At 71.5% G+C, this 16,826-nt stretch carries 14 protein-coding genes; 10 read left to right on the plus strand and 4 right to left on the minus strand.

Going from position 1 to position 16,826, the window contains the following annotated elements; translation table 11 throughout:
• Positions 1 to 3: 3 nt before the first annotated feature.
• Positions 4 to 1,071 (minus strand): suppressor of fused domain protein, encoded by a 1,068-nt coding sequence (locus ABGB05_RS09340; protein ID WP_347652804.1) that lies wholly within the window; start codon positions 1,069 to 1,071, stop codon positions 4 to 6.
• 104 nt (positions 1,072 to 1,175) lie between these two features.
• Positions 1,176 to 1,721 (minus strand): GNAT family N-acetyltransferase, encoded by a 546-nt coding sequence (locus ABGB05_RS09345; RefSeq protein WP_347652805.1) that lies wholly within the window; start codon positions 1,719 to 1,721, stop codon positions 1,176 to 1,178.
• A 184-nt stretch (positions 1,722 to 1,905) separates the two neighbouring features.
• Here ABGB05_RS09345 and ABGB05_RS09350 point away from each other — a divergent pair, with 184 nt between their 5' ends.
• Together ABGB05_RS09350 and ABGB05_RS09355 are read left to right on the plus strand one after the other, a co-directional pair.
• Positions 1,906 to 2,397 (plus strand): SMI1/KNR4 family protein, encoded by a 492-nt coding sequence (locus ABGB05_RS09350; RefSeq protein WP_347652806.1) that lies wholly within the window; start codon positions 1,906 to 1,908, stop codon positions 2,395 to 2,397.
• A 1-nt stretch (position 2,398) separates the two neighbouring features.
• Entirely contained in the window at positions 2,399 to 3,007 is a 609-nt protein-coding gene (locus ABGB05_RS09355) for a hypothetical protein (protein WP_347652807.1), read from the plus strand.
• Positions 3,008 to 3,644: 637 nt separating this feature from the next.
• On the opposite strand, the gene ABGB05_RS09360 is transcribed toward ABGB05_RS09355, so the two are convergent.
• Entirely contained in the window at positions 3,645 to 4,082 is a 438-nt protein-coding gene (locus ABGB05_RS09360) for a hypothetical protein (RefSeq protein WP_347652808.1), read from the minus strand.
• A 345-nt stretch (positions 4,083 to 4,427) separates the two neighbouring features.
• On the opposite strand from ABGB05_RS09360, the gene ABGB05_RS09365 reads away from it, so the two are divergent.
• The 8 genes from ABGB05_RS09365 (at position 4,428) to ABGB05_RS09400 (ending at position 14,658) form a co-directional block, all read left to right on the plus strand.
• Positions 4,428 to 4,646: a hypothetical protein gene (locus ABGB05_RS09365; RefSeq protein WP_347652809.1), complete on the plus strand. Its 219-nt coding sequence runs from the start codon at positions 4,428 to 4,430 to the stop codon at positions 4,644 to 4,646.
• A gap of 174 nt (positions 4,647 to 4,820) precedes the next feature.
• Positions 4,821 to 5,663 carry a hypothetical protein gene (locus tag ABGB05_RS09370; RefSeq protein ID WP_347652810.1) on the plus strand — a complete coding sequence of 281 codons (843 nt, stop codon included), beginning with the start codon at positions 4,821 to 4,823 and terminating at the stop codon, positions 5,661 to 5,663.
• A complete protein-coding gene (locus tag ABGB05_RS09375; RefSeq protein ID WP_347652811.1) occupies positions 5,660 to 8,389 on the plus strand; it encodes a thiopeptide-type bacteriocin biosynthesis protein in 2,730 nt (909 codons plus the stop codon). Before ABGB05_RS09370 ends, ABGB05_RS09375 begins: the two co-directional genes overlap by 4 nt.
• A complete protein-coding gene (locus tag ABGB05_RS09380) occupies positions 8,382 to 9,449 on the plus strand; it encodes a hypothetical protein (RefSeq protein ID WP_347652812.1) in 1,068 nt (355 codons plus the stop codon). The genes ABGB05_RS09375 and ABGB05_RS09380 overlap by 8 nt, the downstream gene beginning before the upstream one ends.
• On the plus strand, positions 9,446 to 11,533 hold the full coding sequence (locus tag ABGB05_RS09385; RefSeq protein ID WP_347652813.1) for an ATP-binding cassette domain-containing protein: 2,088 nt from the start codon (positions 9,446 to 9,448) through the stop codon (positions 11,531 to 11,533). Before ABGB05_RS09380 ends, ABGB05_RS09385 begins: the two co-directional genes overlap by 4 nt.
• Complete coding sequence (locus ABGB05_RS09390; RefSeq protein WP_347652814.1) at positions 11,526 to 12,365, plus strand: hypothetical protein; 840 nt, start codon at positions 11,526 to 11,528, stop codon at positions 12,363 to 12,365. Before ABGB05_RS09385 ends, ABGB05_RS09390 begins: the two co-directional genes overlap by 8 nt.
• Positions 12,362 to 13,624, plus strand: coding sequence for an FAD-binding protein (locus tag ABGB05_RS09395; RefSeq protein ID WP_347652815.1), 1,263 nt, complete (start codon positions 12,362 to 12,364; stop codon positions 13,622 to 13,624). Before ABGB05_RS09390 ends, ABGB05_RS09395 begins: the two co-directional genes overlap by 4 nt.
• Positions 13,621 to 14,658, plus strand: a complete 1,038-nt coding sequence (locus ABGB05_RS09400) for a glycosyltransferase (protein ID WP_347652816.1) — start codon at positions 13,621 to 13,623, stop codon at positions 14,656 to 14,658. The genes ABGB05_RS09395 and ABGB05_RS09400 overlap by 4 nt, the downstream gene beginning before the upstream one ends.
• Here ABGB05_RS09400 and ABGB05_RS09405 read toward each other — a convergent pair.
• A complete protein-coding gene (locus ABGB05_RS09405) occupies positions 14,580 to 16,802 on the minus strand; it encodes a BTAD domain-containing putative transcriptional regulator (RefSeq protein ID WP_347652817.1) in 2,223 nt (740 codons plus the stop codon). The genes ABGB05_RS09400 and ABGB05_RS09405 overlap by 79 nt on opposite strands.
• Positions 16,803 to 16,826 lie beyond the last annotated feature (24 nt).

Below are 16,826 nucleotides of genomic sequence, written 5' to 3' on the forward strand. Positions count from 1 at the left end.
GGGTCAGCCGATCTCGGCGACGACGTTGCCCTCCTGGTCACGGATCCGGGACACGACGATCTCCACGACCAGTTCCGGGGCGCCGGCCAGCCGGTACGTCCCGGCGACCGGCCGCAGCACGTCGGTCAGCTCGGCGCGCACCGCCGGAGGTACGTCGATCGAGACGAGCCCGTTCCCGTTGTCGGTGACCGCGAACCGGTCGCTGGGGCGGAAACTGATCGCGCTCTCCCGCGCCTGGAGGAACAGTCCATGTCCGAACGGCAGTCGGGCGGCCAGCACCCGGCTGATCCGCTCCGCCGCGTTCGCCCCGACCGTCACCGTCGTCGTCGCCGGTTCCCCCGGCTGCCCGCCCGGCCCGATCCGCCAACCGGCCTCCTCGACGAGGAGCGCGTCGGTGGAGGAGCCGTCCCGGCGTACCCCCTCCTCGATCGCCGCACGGACGCCGGGCCGGTCGGTGAGGCTGCCCCGGTCCAGGTCGGTGACGAGCAGCGGCAGTTCCGGTGTCATCACCTCGAGCAGCCGGTCCGCGTTCCAGCGTTCGATCGCCGCGTACTCGTCGAGGGTCAGCCCGACCAGTTGCAGGAACCGCAGCTGGCCGTGCGGGGTGTCGACGACCCCGAGTTCCGGGTCGGTGGCGAAGGCCGCCGCGCGGATCAGGGTCTCCGGCCGGGCGAGGGAGATGGGACCGTTCAGGTCGAGGTGATGACCGGGCCCGAACGGGTTGCCGGAGTTGAAGACGTACCGGGCGAGGTTCTGCAGCAGGTTCGCCGCCCAGAGCGGCGGTTCGGTCTCGTCGGCGGTCCGGGCGACCCGGAAGGTGAACTCGAAGCCCCAGCCCGACTCGTCAGGATTGTCGGAGTCCTTGGAGTACAGCTCGGACATGCCGTAGCTGACCAGGTGCCAGTGGTCGGGACGCGGATAGAAGCTGATGCCGTCGAGCGGGTCCGGGCCGCCCATCATCCACTTGATGAGCGTGCCGTAGTGCTGCGGTTCGACGCCGGGGTAGAGCCGGTCCAGGGCGGCGTCGATGGCGTCCCAGCCCGGCGACGTGTGCTCGTCGTCATCAATCATGACCGGTGACTGTAGGGCAGGGCTACGACGCGCCGTCCGCCCGTGCCGCCGTCCGCCCGCGCCGCCGCCCCGCCCCGCCCCGCCCCGGCGGGAACGACCGGCGGTCAGCCCTGTCCTCCCGGTTCGGAACGCGTGCGGTAGAGCACGCACCGGCGTAGTGGACCGTCGGCCGCCCCCGGGTCGTCGAAGTCGTCCGCCGGGTCGGTGGTCATCCCGATCCGGCGCATCACCGCCTGCGAACGCAGGTTCGTCCGGGTGGTGACGGCCAGGATCTCGGTCAACCCGACCTTGTCGAAGCCGTACCGCAGCACAGCGAGCGCCGCCTCGGTGGCGTACCCGTGTCCCCAGGCCGACCGGGCCAGACGCCAGCCGGCCTCCACCCCGGTGAACGGCATGCCCTCGTCGACCACGTCGAGGCCGGCGAACCCGACGAACTCAGCGGTCTCGCGGACCTCCAGCGCCCAGAAGCCGAAGCTGTCGCGGTCAAGATCGGCCTGGAAGCGGCGCATCGAGGCGGCTGCCTGCTCAGGGCTGAGCAGCGGCCCGAGATGCTCCCGGACCTCCGGGTCGGCGTTCATCGCCGCCCACGGCGCCAGGTCGGCGTCCCGCCAGTTCCGCAGCACCAACCGCGCCGTGTTGATCTCCACCATCCGGCGAACCTAGCCCCGACCTGGACACCCCGGCAAAGGTTTATCCGGTACGGCGGCGACGGCCGTACCCGATGGCGGTACAGTCCCCGATCGTGGGCCTGAAGGTGTTCTGCGGAACAGCAGAGCCGGAGGCGGGATCACCACGGAGCTCCGCCGCCGTGCTCCACACCAGGCGGGCACTGAGATGACGGTTCCATTCGAACCAGGAACGTCGCCGTGGGTAGGACCGCCGCTGACCGCGGACATCGTGCGACGCGCCGAGGAAACGCTCGGGGTACGCCTGCCCCGGAGTTACCTGGCGCTGATGTATCGCCAGAACGGCGGGATCCTGACGAACAACTGCTGTCCCACCGACTTCCGGACGTCGTGGGCCGCCGGCCACTTCCAGGTGGATGTCCTGATGGGCCTCGGATACGCGGAGGGGATCGACACCGTGTCCGCCGACCTGATCTCCGAGTGGGGCTACCCGCAGGTCGGGGTGGTGCTCGGTGTGACGCCGGCGGCCGGTCCCGACACGGTCATGCTCGACTACTCCCGGACCGGACCGGGCGGCGAGCCGGCGGTGGTGTACGTCGATGAGGATAGGATTCCCCGACAGGTCGCGGAGTCCTTCGAGGAATTCATGGCCGCCCTGGTCCCGAGCGAGGTTTACGACGACGAAGACGAAGGCCGGTAAGGTGCGTGATTCCAACGGCGAACGGCACAGGTCGGACCTGACGGAACGCCTGGCCCAAATTCTGGGGCTGCCTGCGCCCGACGCGGCCGGGGATGGACCCGACTGGCTGCCTGTCGAGACCGCGCTGGCTACGACGCTTCCGGACGACTACAAGCGTTTTGTCAGCGCTCACGGTGCCGGCCGCGTTGACGACCACCTGACCGTGTGCGCCCCCGGCGGACCACCTGACGGCGTGGACCTGGTAGGGCACAACACCTGGGCTCAGGAGTGCGTCCGCCTGGACTTCGGAGCACTGGGCGACGATCTCGACGGCTGGCACCTGGGTGACGCCTCACGGTGGGAACCCGGCCGCGCGGACGTGCCGGTCTGGTTCGAGCCGGGTGACGACCTCCTCTCGTGGGGACGCACCGGCAACGGCGACTTCCTCTTCTGGCATGTCAAGCCCGGTGTAGCACCCGACGACTGGCCGGTGGTGTTCAAGGAGGAAGGGCCGTACTGGGAGCAGTACGAGGTGGGTTTCTCGGCAGCCCTGGTCGGCCTGCTGACCGGCGAGATCCAATCCGAGTACCTCAGCCGGTGGTTCGAAGGCCCGCACTCCTATACGCGGTGAAGCCAGCCGTCCAGCGCCCCACCCCGCCGAGGCGAAGGTCGGGGCGGACGTAGAGATCGTGCAGCCGGGCGATCCGTGCTCGTCGCCTGATCGAAGGTGCGGACCGTAGTCCTGGACGGCCGCATATCCCGCCAACTCGTCGTTCGCGTGGGCGCCCAGGAAACCCCATCGCGGGTCCGCGAGCAGGTCGAGGAACCGCCGGTGTTGGGCATCGGGGTGATCACCTTTCACCCCCATGTCCTTCAGCATCGGCCACAGTCCGGGCCAGTCGTCGGACGCCAGGAAACGAACCATGATCGACATGTGGGCCATGGTTCCTCTGACCACGCCGGGGAGGCAAGCCGTCGACCTCTTGCGGCTTGGACGGGAACCGCCCACCTCGGGCTCGTGGCGTGCGTGGCGGGAGGCGGGTCGCGGTGTCCCATATTCAGTCCCGGGAGCACTCCAGAGACCTACCAGTGCCCGCCTCCCGTAGCCGCGCTGTCCCACCTGGGGTTGCTCTGACCGGCCAACTGCGGCGCACCGTAGCAAGCGCGTACGACAACGCACCTCGGCCGCCGTCGCCATGGTCACAGTAACCGGATGATCCGAGCGCGGGCCGTCAGCCCGGGATGACACGACGGGTGCCGCCGCGCTCTCAGCACGGAACGATGATCTCCTCCGAGCCGCCCGAGCCCTCGCCGCTTGTGACGGTCAGCGTGATGCGGCCTCCCCGCAGGTCGGGCGACGCCCGAAAATGCCACTCGCACAGCAACTCATGCCCCGTCCCGCCACTGCTGCCCGACTCCCAGGTGTAGACCGTGCCCACCTCGTCGCTCAGGACGACCTCGAGTGCGTCGAACATCTTCTCCCCGGGCGACCTGGGGACCGCGTCCCTGCCCCGGTCGGGCGTCCAGCCCTCCAGGGCCGCGTTGTAGACGGCGATCGCCGACCGCATCCGCTCGTTCAGCTCGCCGACCAGCCGAACCGTTACCTGGTTGCGGCTCCACAGCTCGACGGTGAGCAGATACACGGTCGTGTCCCTGAGGGCCGCAATCCGCTTTCCCGAAGCGAAAACATACGGGACATCCGCCATGTGATGACGCTACGGCCTGCTACTTCACCTGGCCAGGATGTCGCGTACGGATCTCCTCGTCGGCAGTCATCGAACACCGGCCGGCCTCTCCACCCCGGTGAGCGTTCTCGTCGACCACGTCGAGGCCGGCGGACCCGGCCGCGCGAGCAGTACCAGGTGGGCTTCGCGGCAGCCCCGGTCGGCCTGCTGACCAGCCAGCGCGGCGTGGATGCGCGCGAGGCGGCCGAGCCGGACAGCGAACGCGTAGTCGACGCATAAGTCCCTTGATCACACTGGCCACCAATCAGGGCGTGCGCGGAACCTCCGCGTGGCACCGAGCCCTAACGGATCCGAGAAGGGACTGGTATGGCCGACAACAGCGCCGCGGGTTTCACCGTGGCTGACCAGGCCGAGTACTTCGTCGACCTCGACGACCTCGACCTGGCCGGTGTCGACGTCGACACCTGGGACAAGACCGCGGGCGGCACCACCATCGCGTGCGTCACTCGCACCATCATCATTGCCACCCGGGCTGTCTGCGGCTCGATCGACTGCAGCGGGCCGCCGCCCGGTGGCACGTACTGAGTTCCGTGAGCTTGGTACACGACGTTCGGTGAGGTTGGTTTACGACCGGTGAAACAGCTCAGCCCTCCGTTGCTGTGGCTGCGAGACGGTCCGGAGGAGGTCCAGAGCCTGGTAGCGGGCCTGGACCTCGTTCGGACCGCCGCCCACAAGGATGCCAGCCACGCATGGCTGTGCATGATTGCCAACGGCACCGCGCACTATCTGTCCACCTACGCGTCGACGGAACTGCTGTCGAGGTGGTACGTCGGCGACAACGAGCTGTACGGCGTGGTCGCCCCGGTCGGCCGGCTCCGTACCGGCGCGGATGGCGGGCTGGTGCTTGACGGGTCCTGGCGATTCGGCTCCGGGTCTCATCGGGCTGCCGTCATGGCGATGGGGTGCGAGCCCGTGGCGGGACGCCGCACGACCGTCCTCGTGGAGCGGGGCCGGCTGGAGGTGGTGCACCCGTGGGAGGGGCCGGGGTTGCTCGCGACCGCCAGCCACACCCTGCGGGCCAGCGGCGTCCGCGTGTCGCCGGCGGACGTGGTCGACATGACCGACGTCCCGGCCGATCGACCGATCGGGATCTACGCTGATCCGGACCTGTTCCTGGCGAACATGCCCGGGGTGGCGATCGGGCTCGCCGAACGGCTGCTGGCGCTGCTCGGCCCAGGCCCGACGCCCGGAGCGTGGCAGGCCACCTACGCCGACGCGGCCGCCCGGAACACCCTCGCCCGGCGCGGCCTGACCGGGATGCTGCACAGCTTCGACACGTTGGCCCGAGCAGGGCGGCTCGGACTGTTCTCGCCGGCGTTGCGGCAGGAGTTCCTGCTGATGTTGAGCGCCGCTTACCACATCGGTCTGGATGCCGCGCTCGCGCTGGCGGAGGGCTGCGACTCGACGGATCCGGAGGTCCGGCGGCAGCTGGAGCAGGCGTGCATCGACATCACGACCATGCGGCCACACGCGGCGATGCGGCCGTCCAGGTTGGTCAACGCGAAGCCGGGCTCACCGGCCCTGGAAGGAACGCCCCGATGACCTCACCGCCGCCACTGTCGACGCCGGGTTGGTGCCTGCTCCGGATCCCGGTGCTGCCGGCGGTGCCAGCCACCGCCGCGCCCGAGGGTTTGGCGCGGCAGCTGCTGGAGTTGGCCGTCGACTACGCGACCGTGTTCCAGCGGGCGGCGGAGGAGGACCGGGACTGGCAGGATCCGGCGACTCGGCTGGCGATCTACGGCAGCCGGGCCACCTACCGCCCGACCCCGTTCGGTGTGTTCAGCTTCAGCCTGCTCGCCGAGGTCGACGACAAGGGTGGTGGCGCACCGGCCACCCGGCTCGAACTCGGGACCGACGTGCGGCTGCGCCGCCTCGACCTGCCGCGGCAGACCGGCGGGTGGTTCGTCAATCCCTCCCTCGCCGCCGAGCACGGCCGGTGGTCGTACCTGCACCCGGGCAGGGGCGGGGTCACCTCGATATCGGACGCCCCGGGTGTACGCCAGCTCGCGGAGGGACTCGCCGCACAGCTCGCCGCCGCACCCCGGTCAGCGGAGGAATGGGCGGCTCTGCTCGGCGGCGAGGCCCAGTTCGACCTGTGTGTGGGCCGACGGTTGCTGCTGCCGGAGCACACGCCACCGATGCTGGTCGACCTGGCCGAGCCGGCCACGCCCACCGAGGCGGTCAAGGCGGCGCTGGCCACCGAGCGGCCGTTCCGCGACGACCAGTTCGTGGACGCGTTCAGCGAGGTCCGGGCCCGACTACCCAGGGCGGGCACGACCGCGCTGCTCGACGGGGCCGCGCAGCTCCTGCGGGTGCAGTGGCGACCCCAGCGGCTCGACCGGGTGCGGGACCATGTGGCCGGCGGCTACAGCGGCGGGGCGGTGCCTCTGGTGTGGCTGCTGACCGCTCCGGTGGACCATCCGCTGGGCAGCTGGCGGCGGCAGGAGGCCGAGGCCGAGAGCGACCGCCCGGACCCGGCGCGGCGACTGTTCGTGCCGCGGGCCCGTCGCGACAGCGGCGCGGTGCGGTGGTGGCAGGAAGCGGTCACGCTGGACCAGTGGCGGGCCCGGGAGCCGTCGCGCGCCGGGGATGGCGTGGGGTTCGCCCAGCCGCAGTTCGGCATGGTCAACGGCGCGCTGCTGGCCGAACCGGTGGCCGGAACGGATGCCTGGATCAAACTGGTCCTGCCGGGTTTCTGGGCTGGGCCCGGCGCGCGGCTCGCTGACCAGCTGGGGATCCCGAAGCTCGACCTCGGTGCGGTGGACGCCGGCTGGCTTCCGGTGGAGATCGGATGGGTCTCGCCGGACCGGCGGGCGCCGTTGGTCCGGCGGCCGGAGAGCGGGTTGCCCCGGCTCAACCTCAACCTGCCGCCCCGTGCCGGTGACCTGCGACTGGCGGATCTGGCCGTGACCGTGCTGGCCGGGCGGCTCCAGTTGGTCCACCGGTCCGACGGGCGCTACGTGCAACTGCGGTGGGACAGCCCGCTCACGTTGGCCAACCGGGCCAATCCATGGCTGGTGCAGCTCCTCGGGTTGCTGCTGGACGAGGCCAACGGCCCGGCGCTGACCGCCGACCCGAGCCTGTGGGCGCCGCCGGGTGGGATGGCTCCGCGGATCACCGCCGGCCGTTGCCTGGTGGCCCGGCGCAGCGTGGTCCTGGACGCCCAGCACCGCGCCGACCTTCTGGCGCTGGCCGAGGACCCGGTGCGGTTGTGCGACGTGCTCACGGAGGTGGGGCTCGGGCCGCAACTGGACGCGAGCGAGGGACCGGATGTGACCATGCGGCTGGATCTCACCGACGCCACCCAGCGGTGGTGGTTCGTCCGACGCCTCCGTCGCGAGAGCCGGCTGATGCTGCACGAGGCCCTGCCGGTGGCGACGCTTGTCGACTCGGAGCTGGGCGGGCACCTCCACGACGTGTGGGTGCCCTGGCGGGGCCCTGATCCGGAACCGGTCCGACCGATGGCGCGAACCCGGCTGGTGGACCGGCAGCCGGTCGCCGACCCGGAGTGGACGAGCTGGTACGTCTACGCACCGGAGCGGGTGGTGGAGCTCTGGCTGGCCCGCCCCGAGATCGTGACGTTGATGCGCCGGGCCCACCTGTTCTACATCCGCTACCACGACGAGCGGCCGCACCTGCGGGTCCGGGTGCATCGCGACGTCGATGCCGAGTCGCACCTGGCCGATCTGCGCACCCACCTGGCCGCGATGGTGCCGCAGCAGCCCTGCGAGGTCGACCTCCGGACCTGGACACCGGAGGACTACCGGTACGGCGGCAGAGCGACCCGGCCCGACGCCGTGCGGCTGTTCTGCGCCGACTCGGCCTGGTGGGCGCAGCGGCTCGCGGCCGGCCCGGACCAGGCGGGCCGGTACAACCTGGCGGTTTCCCGGATCGCCGCCTGGTGCCAGCAGCTCGCGGGCGAGGAGCGGGCCCTGGCGATGCTCTGCGACCTGCGCGGCCTGGACCCCCGGCTGCCCAGCTCGCGGTCCCAGCGGGAGTGGATGGCGACCTTCCGGGCTGCTCGGCCGGACCTGGAGCAGGCCCTCGACGCCGCACTCGCCGAGCCGGAGCCTGCCCTGGACTACCTGGACCGCCTGGACCGGGACGCCTACGCCACGGCGTTGAGCGCCCTCATCCACATGAGCGTCAACCGTGGACTGCCGCTGGCCCGCGCGGTGAGCCGCGAGCCGGAACTCGTGCTGGCGGCAGCGCGGTTGTTGAAGGGCCGGCAGGCGCGGGCAGCCCACGGCAGAGCGGTCGATGGCTGAGTCCGACGCGGCCCGGCGGCTGCTACGTCGGCTTGTCGCCGAACTACGGCAGCGCGGGCACGCGAGTCCGGAGGCGATGGCCGCTCTCGCCCTGCTCGCGTCCCGGCTGGGTCAGCGAACCCTGGCGGCGTCCCTGACCGAGCTGGCCGTACGGGGCGGGCAGGTGCCCGACTTCCGGGTCGGCTGGCTGCGTCATCGGCTGGTGGGTGAGTGCCTTTCGCCTGGCCCCGGCCATGCCGAGAGGTTGGCCCGGACCCGGGCGGAGGCGGTGGACGTGGTCGACGCCTTCTACCGGCACTACCTCGAGAACGGTGACCTCGACCTGATCAACGGTGCCGGAGGGGTCGCGATGACCCGGTGGGACCTCGCCGACGAGGCAACCCGGGCCAGGATGGCACGGTCCCTGGCCCAGATCGCGATGTCCGTGATGGAGCAGGAGTCGTACGGTCTCTACCACGGCCGCAGCGGCGGAATCCTGCTGCTGCGGATGCTGGGCCGCCGCTACGGCCAGGACCGACCGATGACCACGGCGGTCGACGCGCTGGTCCGGCATCTGGAGCGGTTGACCCCCGACGTCCTCGACCGCGGCTGGCTGGGTGTCGGCGGCGTCACCATGTGCTATGGCCAGCCCGGGATGCTGACCGCGCTGGGGCCGGAGGTGGACCCGGGGGTGCTGGCGGGGATCGTCAGTGCCGCGATCACCGGCCCGGCCGTCCAACGGCTCGACGAACTGCTGGCCGACCCCGACGCCGACGTCACGGTCTGCCACGGCCTGGCCGGGCTGAGCCTGGCCACCAGGCTCGCGCCGGGCTGGTGGGACCTGGTCGGCCCGGGCCGGCGGTCCCGGCTGGCGACCCGGCTCGCCCGTCACCTGGACCAGACCGACGACCGAACGGTCACCGCCGTCCTTGACACGCCGCTCAAGTTGTCGCTGATCGAGGGGACGCTCGGGGTGGCGCTGGCGCTGGCGGAAACCGAGACCACGTCACGGCCGTGGTGGGGAGTCTGCGTGAGCCTCGGTGACGGGTCCGTTGCCGCAACGATGGGGAGCAGCCAATGACGGTGACATTGCAGACCGAGGACAACGACTGCGGCGTGTGGGCACTGATCGCCAGCCTGCGTTTGCAGGGACATCAGTTCTCCGAGTCGGCGTTACGGGATGCGCTGGCGACCCGGGGCGCATTGTCGCTACAGGACCTGCGGGACACCTGCGCCGCGGTGGTGGGCGTGCGTTACCGGGGCCGGCGGGACTTCCCGTTCGCCGAACTCACCCCGGGCACGATCGTTCACCTGCGCGCCGACCACTTCATCACCGTCGAGCGACGGCGCGGGCGGCGGGTACGGATTTTCGACCCCTCGGTCGGGTACGGGTGGCTGACCGAACCCGACTACCAGGAGAAGGCCAGCGGCTGGGTATTGTCGCCGGCCACGCCGGAGCCGGCTGTCGGCGCGCCTCGGCGTCCGCGGGCGGCGGCTCGGGCCGAATGGCTGTGGCCGATGCTGCGCTCCGGGAAAATCAGATTCCGGCAGGTTGTGCCGATTCTCGCGATGAGCCTGCTGCTCTACACCGGCCTGACCCTGCTCAACATGATCCTGCTGCCGTACCTGAACGAGGTCACTGTCGGCGGCACGGTCGCGACCCCCACCCTGGTCACCGCGTTGGTGGCGTTCAGCGTCGCGGTCAGCGTGCTGTTCTGGGTTCGACATCGACAGCTGACCTCTCTCGGGCTGTCGTTCGACCGGGCCATGCTGCGCGAGCTGGTCGACCGGTTGACCCGTACGTCGGCGCGGACCGAGATGACCTCGGGCGATGTGCTGAACCGGGTGCAGAGCGCCCGGGCCGTCCGGGAGGCCGGCACCGGCCTGGCGTTGTCGCTGTTCACCGACGCGGTCGCCGTGGTGATTCTGCTGACGTTCATGGCGACGATGTCGCTGCCGCTGACCGGCGTGGTGACCGGTATCGCCGTACTCCACATCATCCTCACGATCCTCGGGCGGATGCCGATCAACCGCCGTTTCGAGGAGCAACTGCGGCTCGACGGCGAGCTCCAGGATCTCCTGATCGGCATCTCCGAGGGGTTGACCACCTATCGGGGGCTCGGGGCGGTCTCTCACCTGGAGGCCGAGCACTCCCGGCGGCTGGACCTGCTGCATCGGTCGGTCCGCGGGCTCGAGTACCGGTTGGCCTGGGTGTACGGGCCGAGCAGCGCCCTGCGGTTCGCCGGCCTGTACGTGATCCTCGTGGTCGGCTCGGTGCTGCTGTCGGCAGGGCTGGTCAGCACCGGAGAGCTGTTCGGGTTCCTCACCCTGGGGGGCACCGTGCTGTTCTCGATCACCGCGATCGCGCAGAGCCTCACCAACGCCGCCTCGCTGGAGCGGCAACTGCGTTACGTGACGAGTCTCTTCGCGTTGCCGGTGATGGAGCGGGGCGCCCGTACCGAGCCGGTGCCCGGAGCGCCGGCGGTGGTGCTGGAGGGAGTCCGGGTGCACCGCCCGAGGGAGCACTTCGACCTGCGGCTGGACCTGCGGGTGGAGCGGGGTGAGACGGTGACCGTCAGCGGGGTGAGCGGGGTCGGCAAGTCCACCATGGCCCAGATCGTCAGCGGCCTGGACCCGGCGCCGGCCGGGCAGGTGACCGTCTATGGGGTGCCGACCGTGGACTGGGACCCGGATCGGCTCCGCCCGCTGGTGTGTTACGTCCCGCCCCGGTCCGACTTCCTGCACACGACGATCCGGGACAGCCTGTCCAGCGGGGCGGCCGACGTGACCGACCAGGAGATCCACGACCTGCTCGCCCAGCTGGAACTGACCGAGGTGATGCGCCCGTTGCGGCTCGGGTTGCGGACCAAGCTGCGGATCAACGCCTCGACCTTCAGCGCTGGAGAGGTGCAGCGGTTCGCGTTGGCCCGGGCGCTGCTGCGCCGACCGTCGCTGCTGATCCTCGACGAGGCGACCAACTCGCTGGACCGGGAACTGGAGCTACGACTGCTCGTCGTGGCGAAGCGGCGGGTGGAGACGCTGATCGTGATCAGTCATCGCCCGGTCGGTGAGCACCTCGACAGTCGGCAGGTGCGGATCGTGCGGGACGACACCGGCGTGTCCCGGCTCGAGTCGGCGGCGGGCGCGGCGGTCGTCGGTGGCTGAGGGAGTACGTGGTGTGCACGCCTACTGGCAGCTGCCCAGCCGGCCGCCTCGGGCGTACCAGCAGTTGTCCCGGGTGACCTGGCTGCTGAGTGTCCTCTCGTGGCGGCGGTACGCCGGCCCGATCACGCTCTACGCCGACCCGCCCACGCTGGAGTGGCTCGACCGGCTCGGTTGGCTCGACTGCTACGACCATGCCGAGACGCTGGACGACCGGGATCTCGACCAGCACTACGACCGGGTCGCCTGCTTCGCGTTGCCGAAGCTGCTCGCGCTGGACCGGTACCCGGACGCGGTCCTGGTGGACACCGACGCCTACCTGCGTAGCCGGCTACGTCTGCCCGCCGCCGGGTCGATCTTCGCGCATCTGGAGCGCGGTGGCGGCGGCTTCTACTCCCGGTTGCGCGAGCTGCACAATCCCGCCGGGGTGGAGCTGCCGGACACGCCGCCGACGATCGGTAACACGTCGCTGTTCCGGGCGGCCAGCCCGGACCTGGCCCGCCGGATCAGCCACGCCGGGCTCAGCTTCCTGGCCGACAATCCGACCACCCCTGGCCGGGACGTCCACCTGCACATGACAGTTGCCGAGCAGGTGCTCGCCACTCATCTGACCACGGTCGCGGGGCAGCCGGTGGTGAACCTGTTCGACGCGCTGTGGTGCGCTCGGACGCTGCGCTGGCTCACCGATCCACCACACTTCGGCCATCTGTGGAACCTCAAACGAGGAGCGCCGGCGGAACACCTGCTCGCCGCGTACGTGGCAGTCACGCACACACTCCGGGACGAGTACGGGGTCGCCCCGGACCGGGTGCGCACACTCCTGGAGCGGATATGATCTCGACCGAGCTGCTCGATCGGCTGGCGAACACCGGTGCCGCGGTGGCCCGCGCCGCCGGATCGACCGTACCCGGTGGACACGTTCCGGACTGGGTGCTGGAGCCGGAGTCGTTGGCGCAGCTCACCGCGCTGGTCAGGATGCTGCACCGCAGCGGCGTGCCCTGGCGGGTGGACGCCCGAGGCCGCAACTGGGGGTACGACGACACCCGCGTCTCCGCCCCCGGGCTGATCGTCCGCCTGGCTCGACTGGACCGGTTGGACCTCGACGTCGAGCTCGGCCTCGCCACGGTGCAACCCGGGGTGACCTTCGCGCAGCTCAACGAGGCGTTACGGCGGTCCGAGGCCCGTTTCCAGCTGCCCGAGCCGGGCTCCGGCCCGCACACCTCGGTGCTGGGTAACGCCCTGGAGCGTGGCCTGCTCGCCGGCCTGGGTGAGCGGGAACGCCACTGTCGGGACTTCCTCGTGCTGAGCCGCGACGGCGAACTCACGCGTCTGGGCTGGGAGGACGCGGTCGACGACCGGGTTCGGCGGGCGCTGCCCTACCCACCGGGTCCGCACCTACAGGGGTCACTGTTCCAGGCCGCCGGGTACGGACCGGTGGTGGTGGAGCTGACGCACGTGCTGCCGGTGGCGACCGTGCTGACGGCCGCCCCGGTGCTGCTCGCCGGCGCCGAGCTGACCGAGGAGCTGCTGCGTTGTTGGCGGGACATGCTCCTGGAGGAACTGGTGACGTCCACCGTCCTCGCCTCGCCGGCCCGCCGCCGCGCTCAGGGCGTCACCGGCAGCCACGACGGACTCGTCCTCGACCTGTATGTCACCGCCGGTTCACCCGCGATGCTGCGGGCCAAGACCGCCGACGTGCAGCGGCTGGCCCGCCAGCACGGGCAGCGGCTGGCCGCCCGACTCGGCGGCAACTACGACGACCTGGGCATCATCGGCGGCAACCGGGACCTTCCGGAGGCGGTCGGCCAACTGTCACAAGGGCTGGAGTGGCACACCGCGGCGCTACCGTTCGCCCCGTCGGTTGTCGCTGCCTTCGCCCGCGCCGTCCGGGCGGACCCGGTGCTGGCGGACGTCCCGTGGACCCTGCGCCCACTCGACGCCCGGGCGCTGGTCTGGCTCGCACCGCTCGTCTACCGCAAGGACGACCCGGACAGCGTCGCGCTGCTGCGGCGTCGGGTGGCCGCCGTTACCCGGCTCCGCGACGAGTTCGCCGTCCCGGCCTACCGGTCCGGCGCGGTACGGGGCAACCGATGAGCCATGTCCTGGTCACCAGCGTCCACCGGATCCACGCCGGCCGCTCCGGGGAGGCGGTCCACCTGCGCCAGCTCACCGAGGCGCTGCGGGCCGCCGGCGAGCGGGTGACCGTACTCGATGGTCCGATGGAGCCGGGTAGCGCCGACACCGGCCACGAGGTCGGGCTGCGGTCGCTCGCCGAGCGACTGGGCAGCCTGCTGGCCCGGGACCGGCCCGATGCCGCCCTGCTGTGGGGGCATCTGGGCGAGGAGACCGAGCTGGCGCGGCGGCTGGCGACAGCTGGCGTGCCGACCGTGCTGGAGCATCCGGCCGCCGACCTGCGGCCCGTGCCGCAGACACTGCGGCTGGTCGACGAGGTGGTGGTCCCGTCCGAGTTCGCCCGGCGGCTGTTCGTGTCGCAGACCGGCCGCCCGGCTCGGGCTGTCGAACCGTGCCTGCGTGGCTGCGACTGCCCCGCGGAGCGGCCCCGCGACCCGGCGCGTACCGGGCCGTACCGACTGACGTTCATCAACCCGGAGCCGGCCAAGGGCCTTGGCATCGTGATGCACCTCGTGGCGGCCGCGAACGGGGCGAAGCTGCCGTTCCGGTTCCGGTTCGTCGAGGGGCGGTGGACCGCGACCCACCTCGCCCGGCTCGGCATCGACCCGGCGAGCCTGCCCGGGGTGGAGATCGTGCGATACCGCTCCGACATCTGCGCGCTCTACGCCGAGACCGATCTGCTGCTCGTACCGAGCCTGTGGCAGGAGAGTTTCGGGATGGTCGCCCGCGAAGCCGTGATCCACGGCGTGCCGGTGGTGGCCACCCGGGTCGGCGGGCTACCGCAGGCGGTCCGTACCGGAGGGGTGTGCCTCGAACCGCCGGAGTACGGCGCCGGTTACCAGGTCCGAATGACCACGGCCGAGGTCAGGACGTGGCTGACGGCCGTGGTCACCGCGCTGCGCGGCACCCACCGGCGTCAACCGGAGCTGCTGTCCCGGGCCACCTCGGACAGTGTCCGGGCGTACCGGGCGGTGCTCGGCTCGTCGCCGGGGTGAATGCGTCGGGCAGCCCGGCGCATGGCACCGACGATCAGCGCCGCCGGCCTGGTCCAGCCCCGCTCGTTCGCTACCGCCACCACCGTCGCCAGGTTCGCCTGCTCCTCGTGGAACCAGTCACCCGGCACGGCGAGCAGCCGGTCCAGCTCCGCCGGGGTGAACAGCGGCCGGGAACAGCCTCCCGGCGACACCTGCCGGGTGACCATCCGCCGCGCACGGGATGGCGCCAGCCGGTACGCGGCCTCCCGCGCCAGGACGCTCCAGCCGTCGACCGAGCGCGCCAGTGCCTGGTCGGCGGATCCGACACCGTACGACGGCTCGTCCGCGGCGGTGGTGAGCGCATAGGCCCGGACCAGCTCGGAGAGCACGTAGCGGTGCGGGCCGAAGCTCTGGCGCGGCACCGGCGTCAGCAGGTGGGCACCGACCAGCTCGTCCAGGGCCTGCATCGCCTCGCGGGGTGCCAGGCCGGTGCAGACCGCGGGCGCCCAGTCCGGGATGGTGACGGTCGGGAGTACCGCGACCCGGCGCAGTGCGAGGCTCGCCGCCGCTCCGAGCCTGCGGAACGACGGTTCGAGGACGTCGCGCATCGAGCCGTCGTCGCCGCCCAGTTCGTCGAGCCGGTGCTGCGGGTCGCGCAGCAGTGCCACCAGGTCGGCGGCCCACCGGCCCCGGTACATCCGACGGGCGGCGAACCACAGGGCCAGCGGCAGGCCCTCGCAGAGGATGCAGAGCGCCCGGACGGCGGCTGGTTCCACCGCGAGCCGATCGGGGCCGAGATGGCCGGCGAGGATCTCGAGTCCCTGCGCCTGCGACACCGGCGCCACCAGGTGTCGGTGGGCCCCCGGGAGGTCGAGTTGCCAGCGGGTGGTGACCAGCACTGCGCAGCCCGCCCCGGCCGGCAGTAGCGGCAGGACCTGGTCGGCCTCGCCGGCATCGTCGAGCAGCAGCAGGCAGCGCCGCTCCGCGAGGAGGCTGCGCAGGAGCGCGGCCCGTTCGGCCTGCTCGACCGGGATTACCGCGTCGGCGACGCCCAAGGCGCGGAGGAATCCGTCGAGAACCTGGTCCGGGTCTCGCGGCTGTCCACTGCCGGCGAGGTCGGCGTAGAGCTGGCCGTCGGGATAGGCGACGGTGACGGCATGGGCGACCTGGAGCGCCAGGGCGGACTTGCCGACCCCGGGCATGCCGTGCAGTAGCACGACCTGCGGCCCGGCGTCCCCGGATCGGTCCGGGTCGCTGCCCAGCCGCCTGACCAGATTCGCCAGCTCGGTCTGGCGCCCCGCGAGAAGTGGCGGCGCGGGCGGTAGTTGGGCTGGCCGTGGCTGGGCGGCGACGCGGGAGGCCGGCGGCTCGCCGACGGTGGGTTGGTCGGGATCGGGTGCGGCGACGAGGTCGAGGCTCGGATCCTGCCGGAGTACGGCGTACTCCAACTCGCGCAGGAACGGGCCCGGGTCGAGCCCGTGCTCGTCCACCAGCAACTGGCGGCCGCGCCGGGCCACCTCGAGCGCCTCCGGTTGCCGGTTACTCCGATAGAGCGCCACCACGAGCTGGCCGCGTAGTCGTTCCCGGAACGGATATTCGGCTACGTACTGGGTCAACGTCGAGATGAGGCCGTGATGCAGGCCGAGCTGAAGCTCGATATCGATCAGGCATTCCAGGTCGGCGAGCCGGGTCTCCTCCAGCCGTTGCCGGGCCGGGGCGACGAACCCGGCGACGGCACCGGCCAGTGCCGGGCCGCCCCAGAGCGCCAGCGCGTCGCGCATGAGTTTGCGGGCACCCGGAAGTCGGCCGCGGTCGCGCTCGGCTCGCGCCGACTCGGCAAGCCCGGTGTACGTCGCCAGATCGAGTTCGTTCGAAGCGAGGTCCAACACGTAGCCGCCGGGCTTGGTGAGCAGCGGGAGGGTCGCGTCGCCGGTTCGCTGGAACGTCCAGCGCAGTGCCGAGATCTCGGACTGAACCTGCGCCCGCGCCGTTGCCGGCGGCGTGCCTTCCCAGATCGCCGTGGTCAGCTGGTCGACCGACACCACACGGTTGGCGTTCAGCAGGAGGTAGGCGAGCACCGCCCGGCGGCGGGGCCGGGCCACACCGACCGGCTCACCGTCCGTGGTCGCGGCGACCGTACCAAGCACGGTGAACCGCAGAGTCATGTCGTTACCCGGGCGAATTTGTCG

The organism is Plantactinospora sp. B5E13 (assembly GCF_039871775.1).
GTDB lineage: Bacteria > Actinomycetota > Actinomycetes > Mycobacteriales > Micromonosporaceae > Plantactinospora.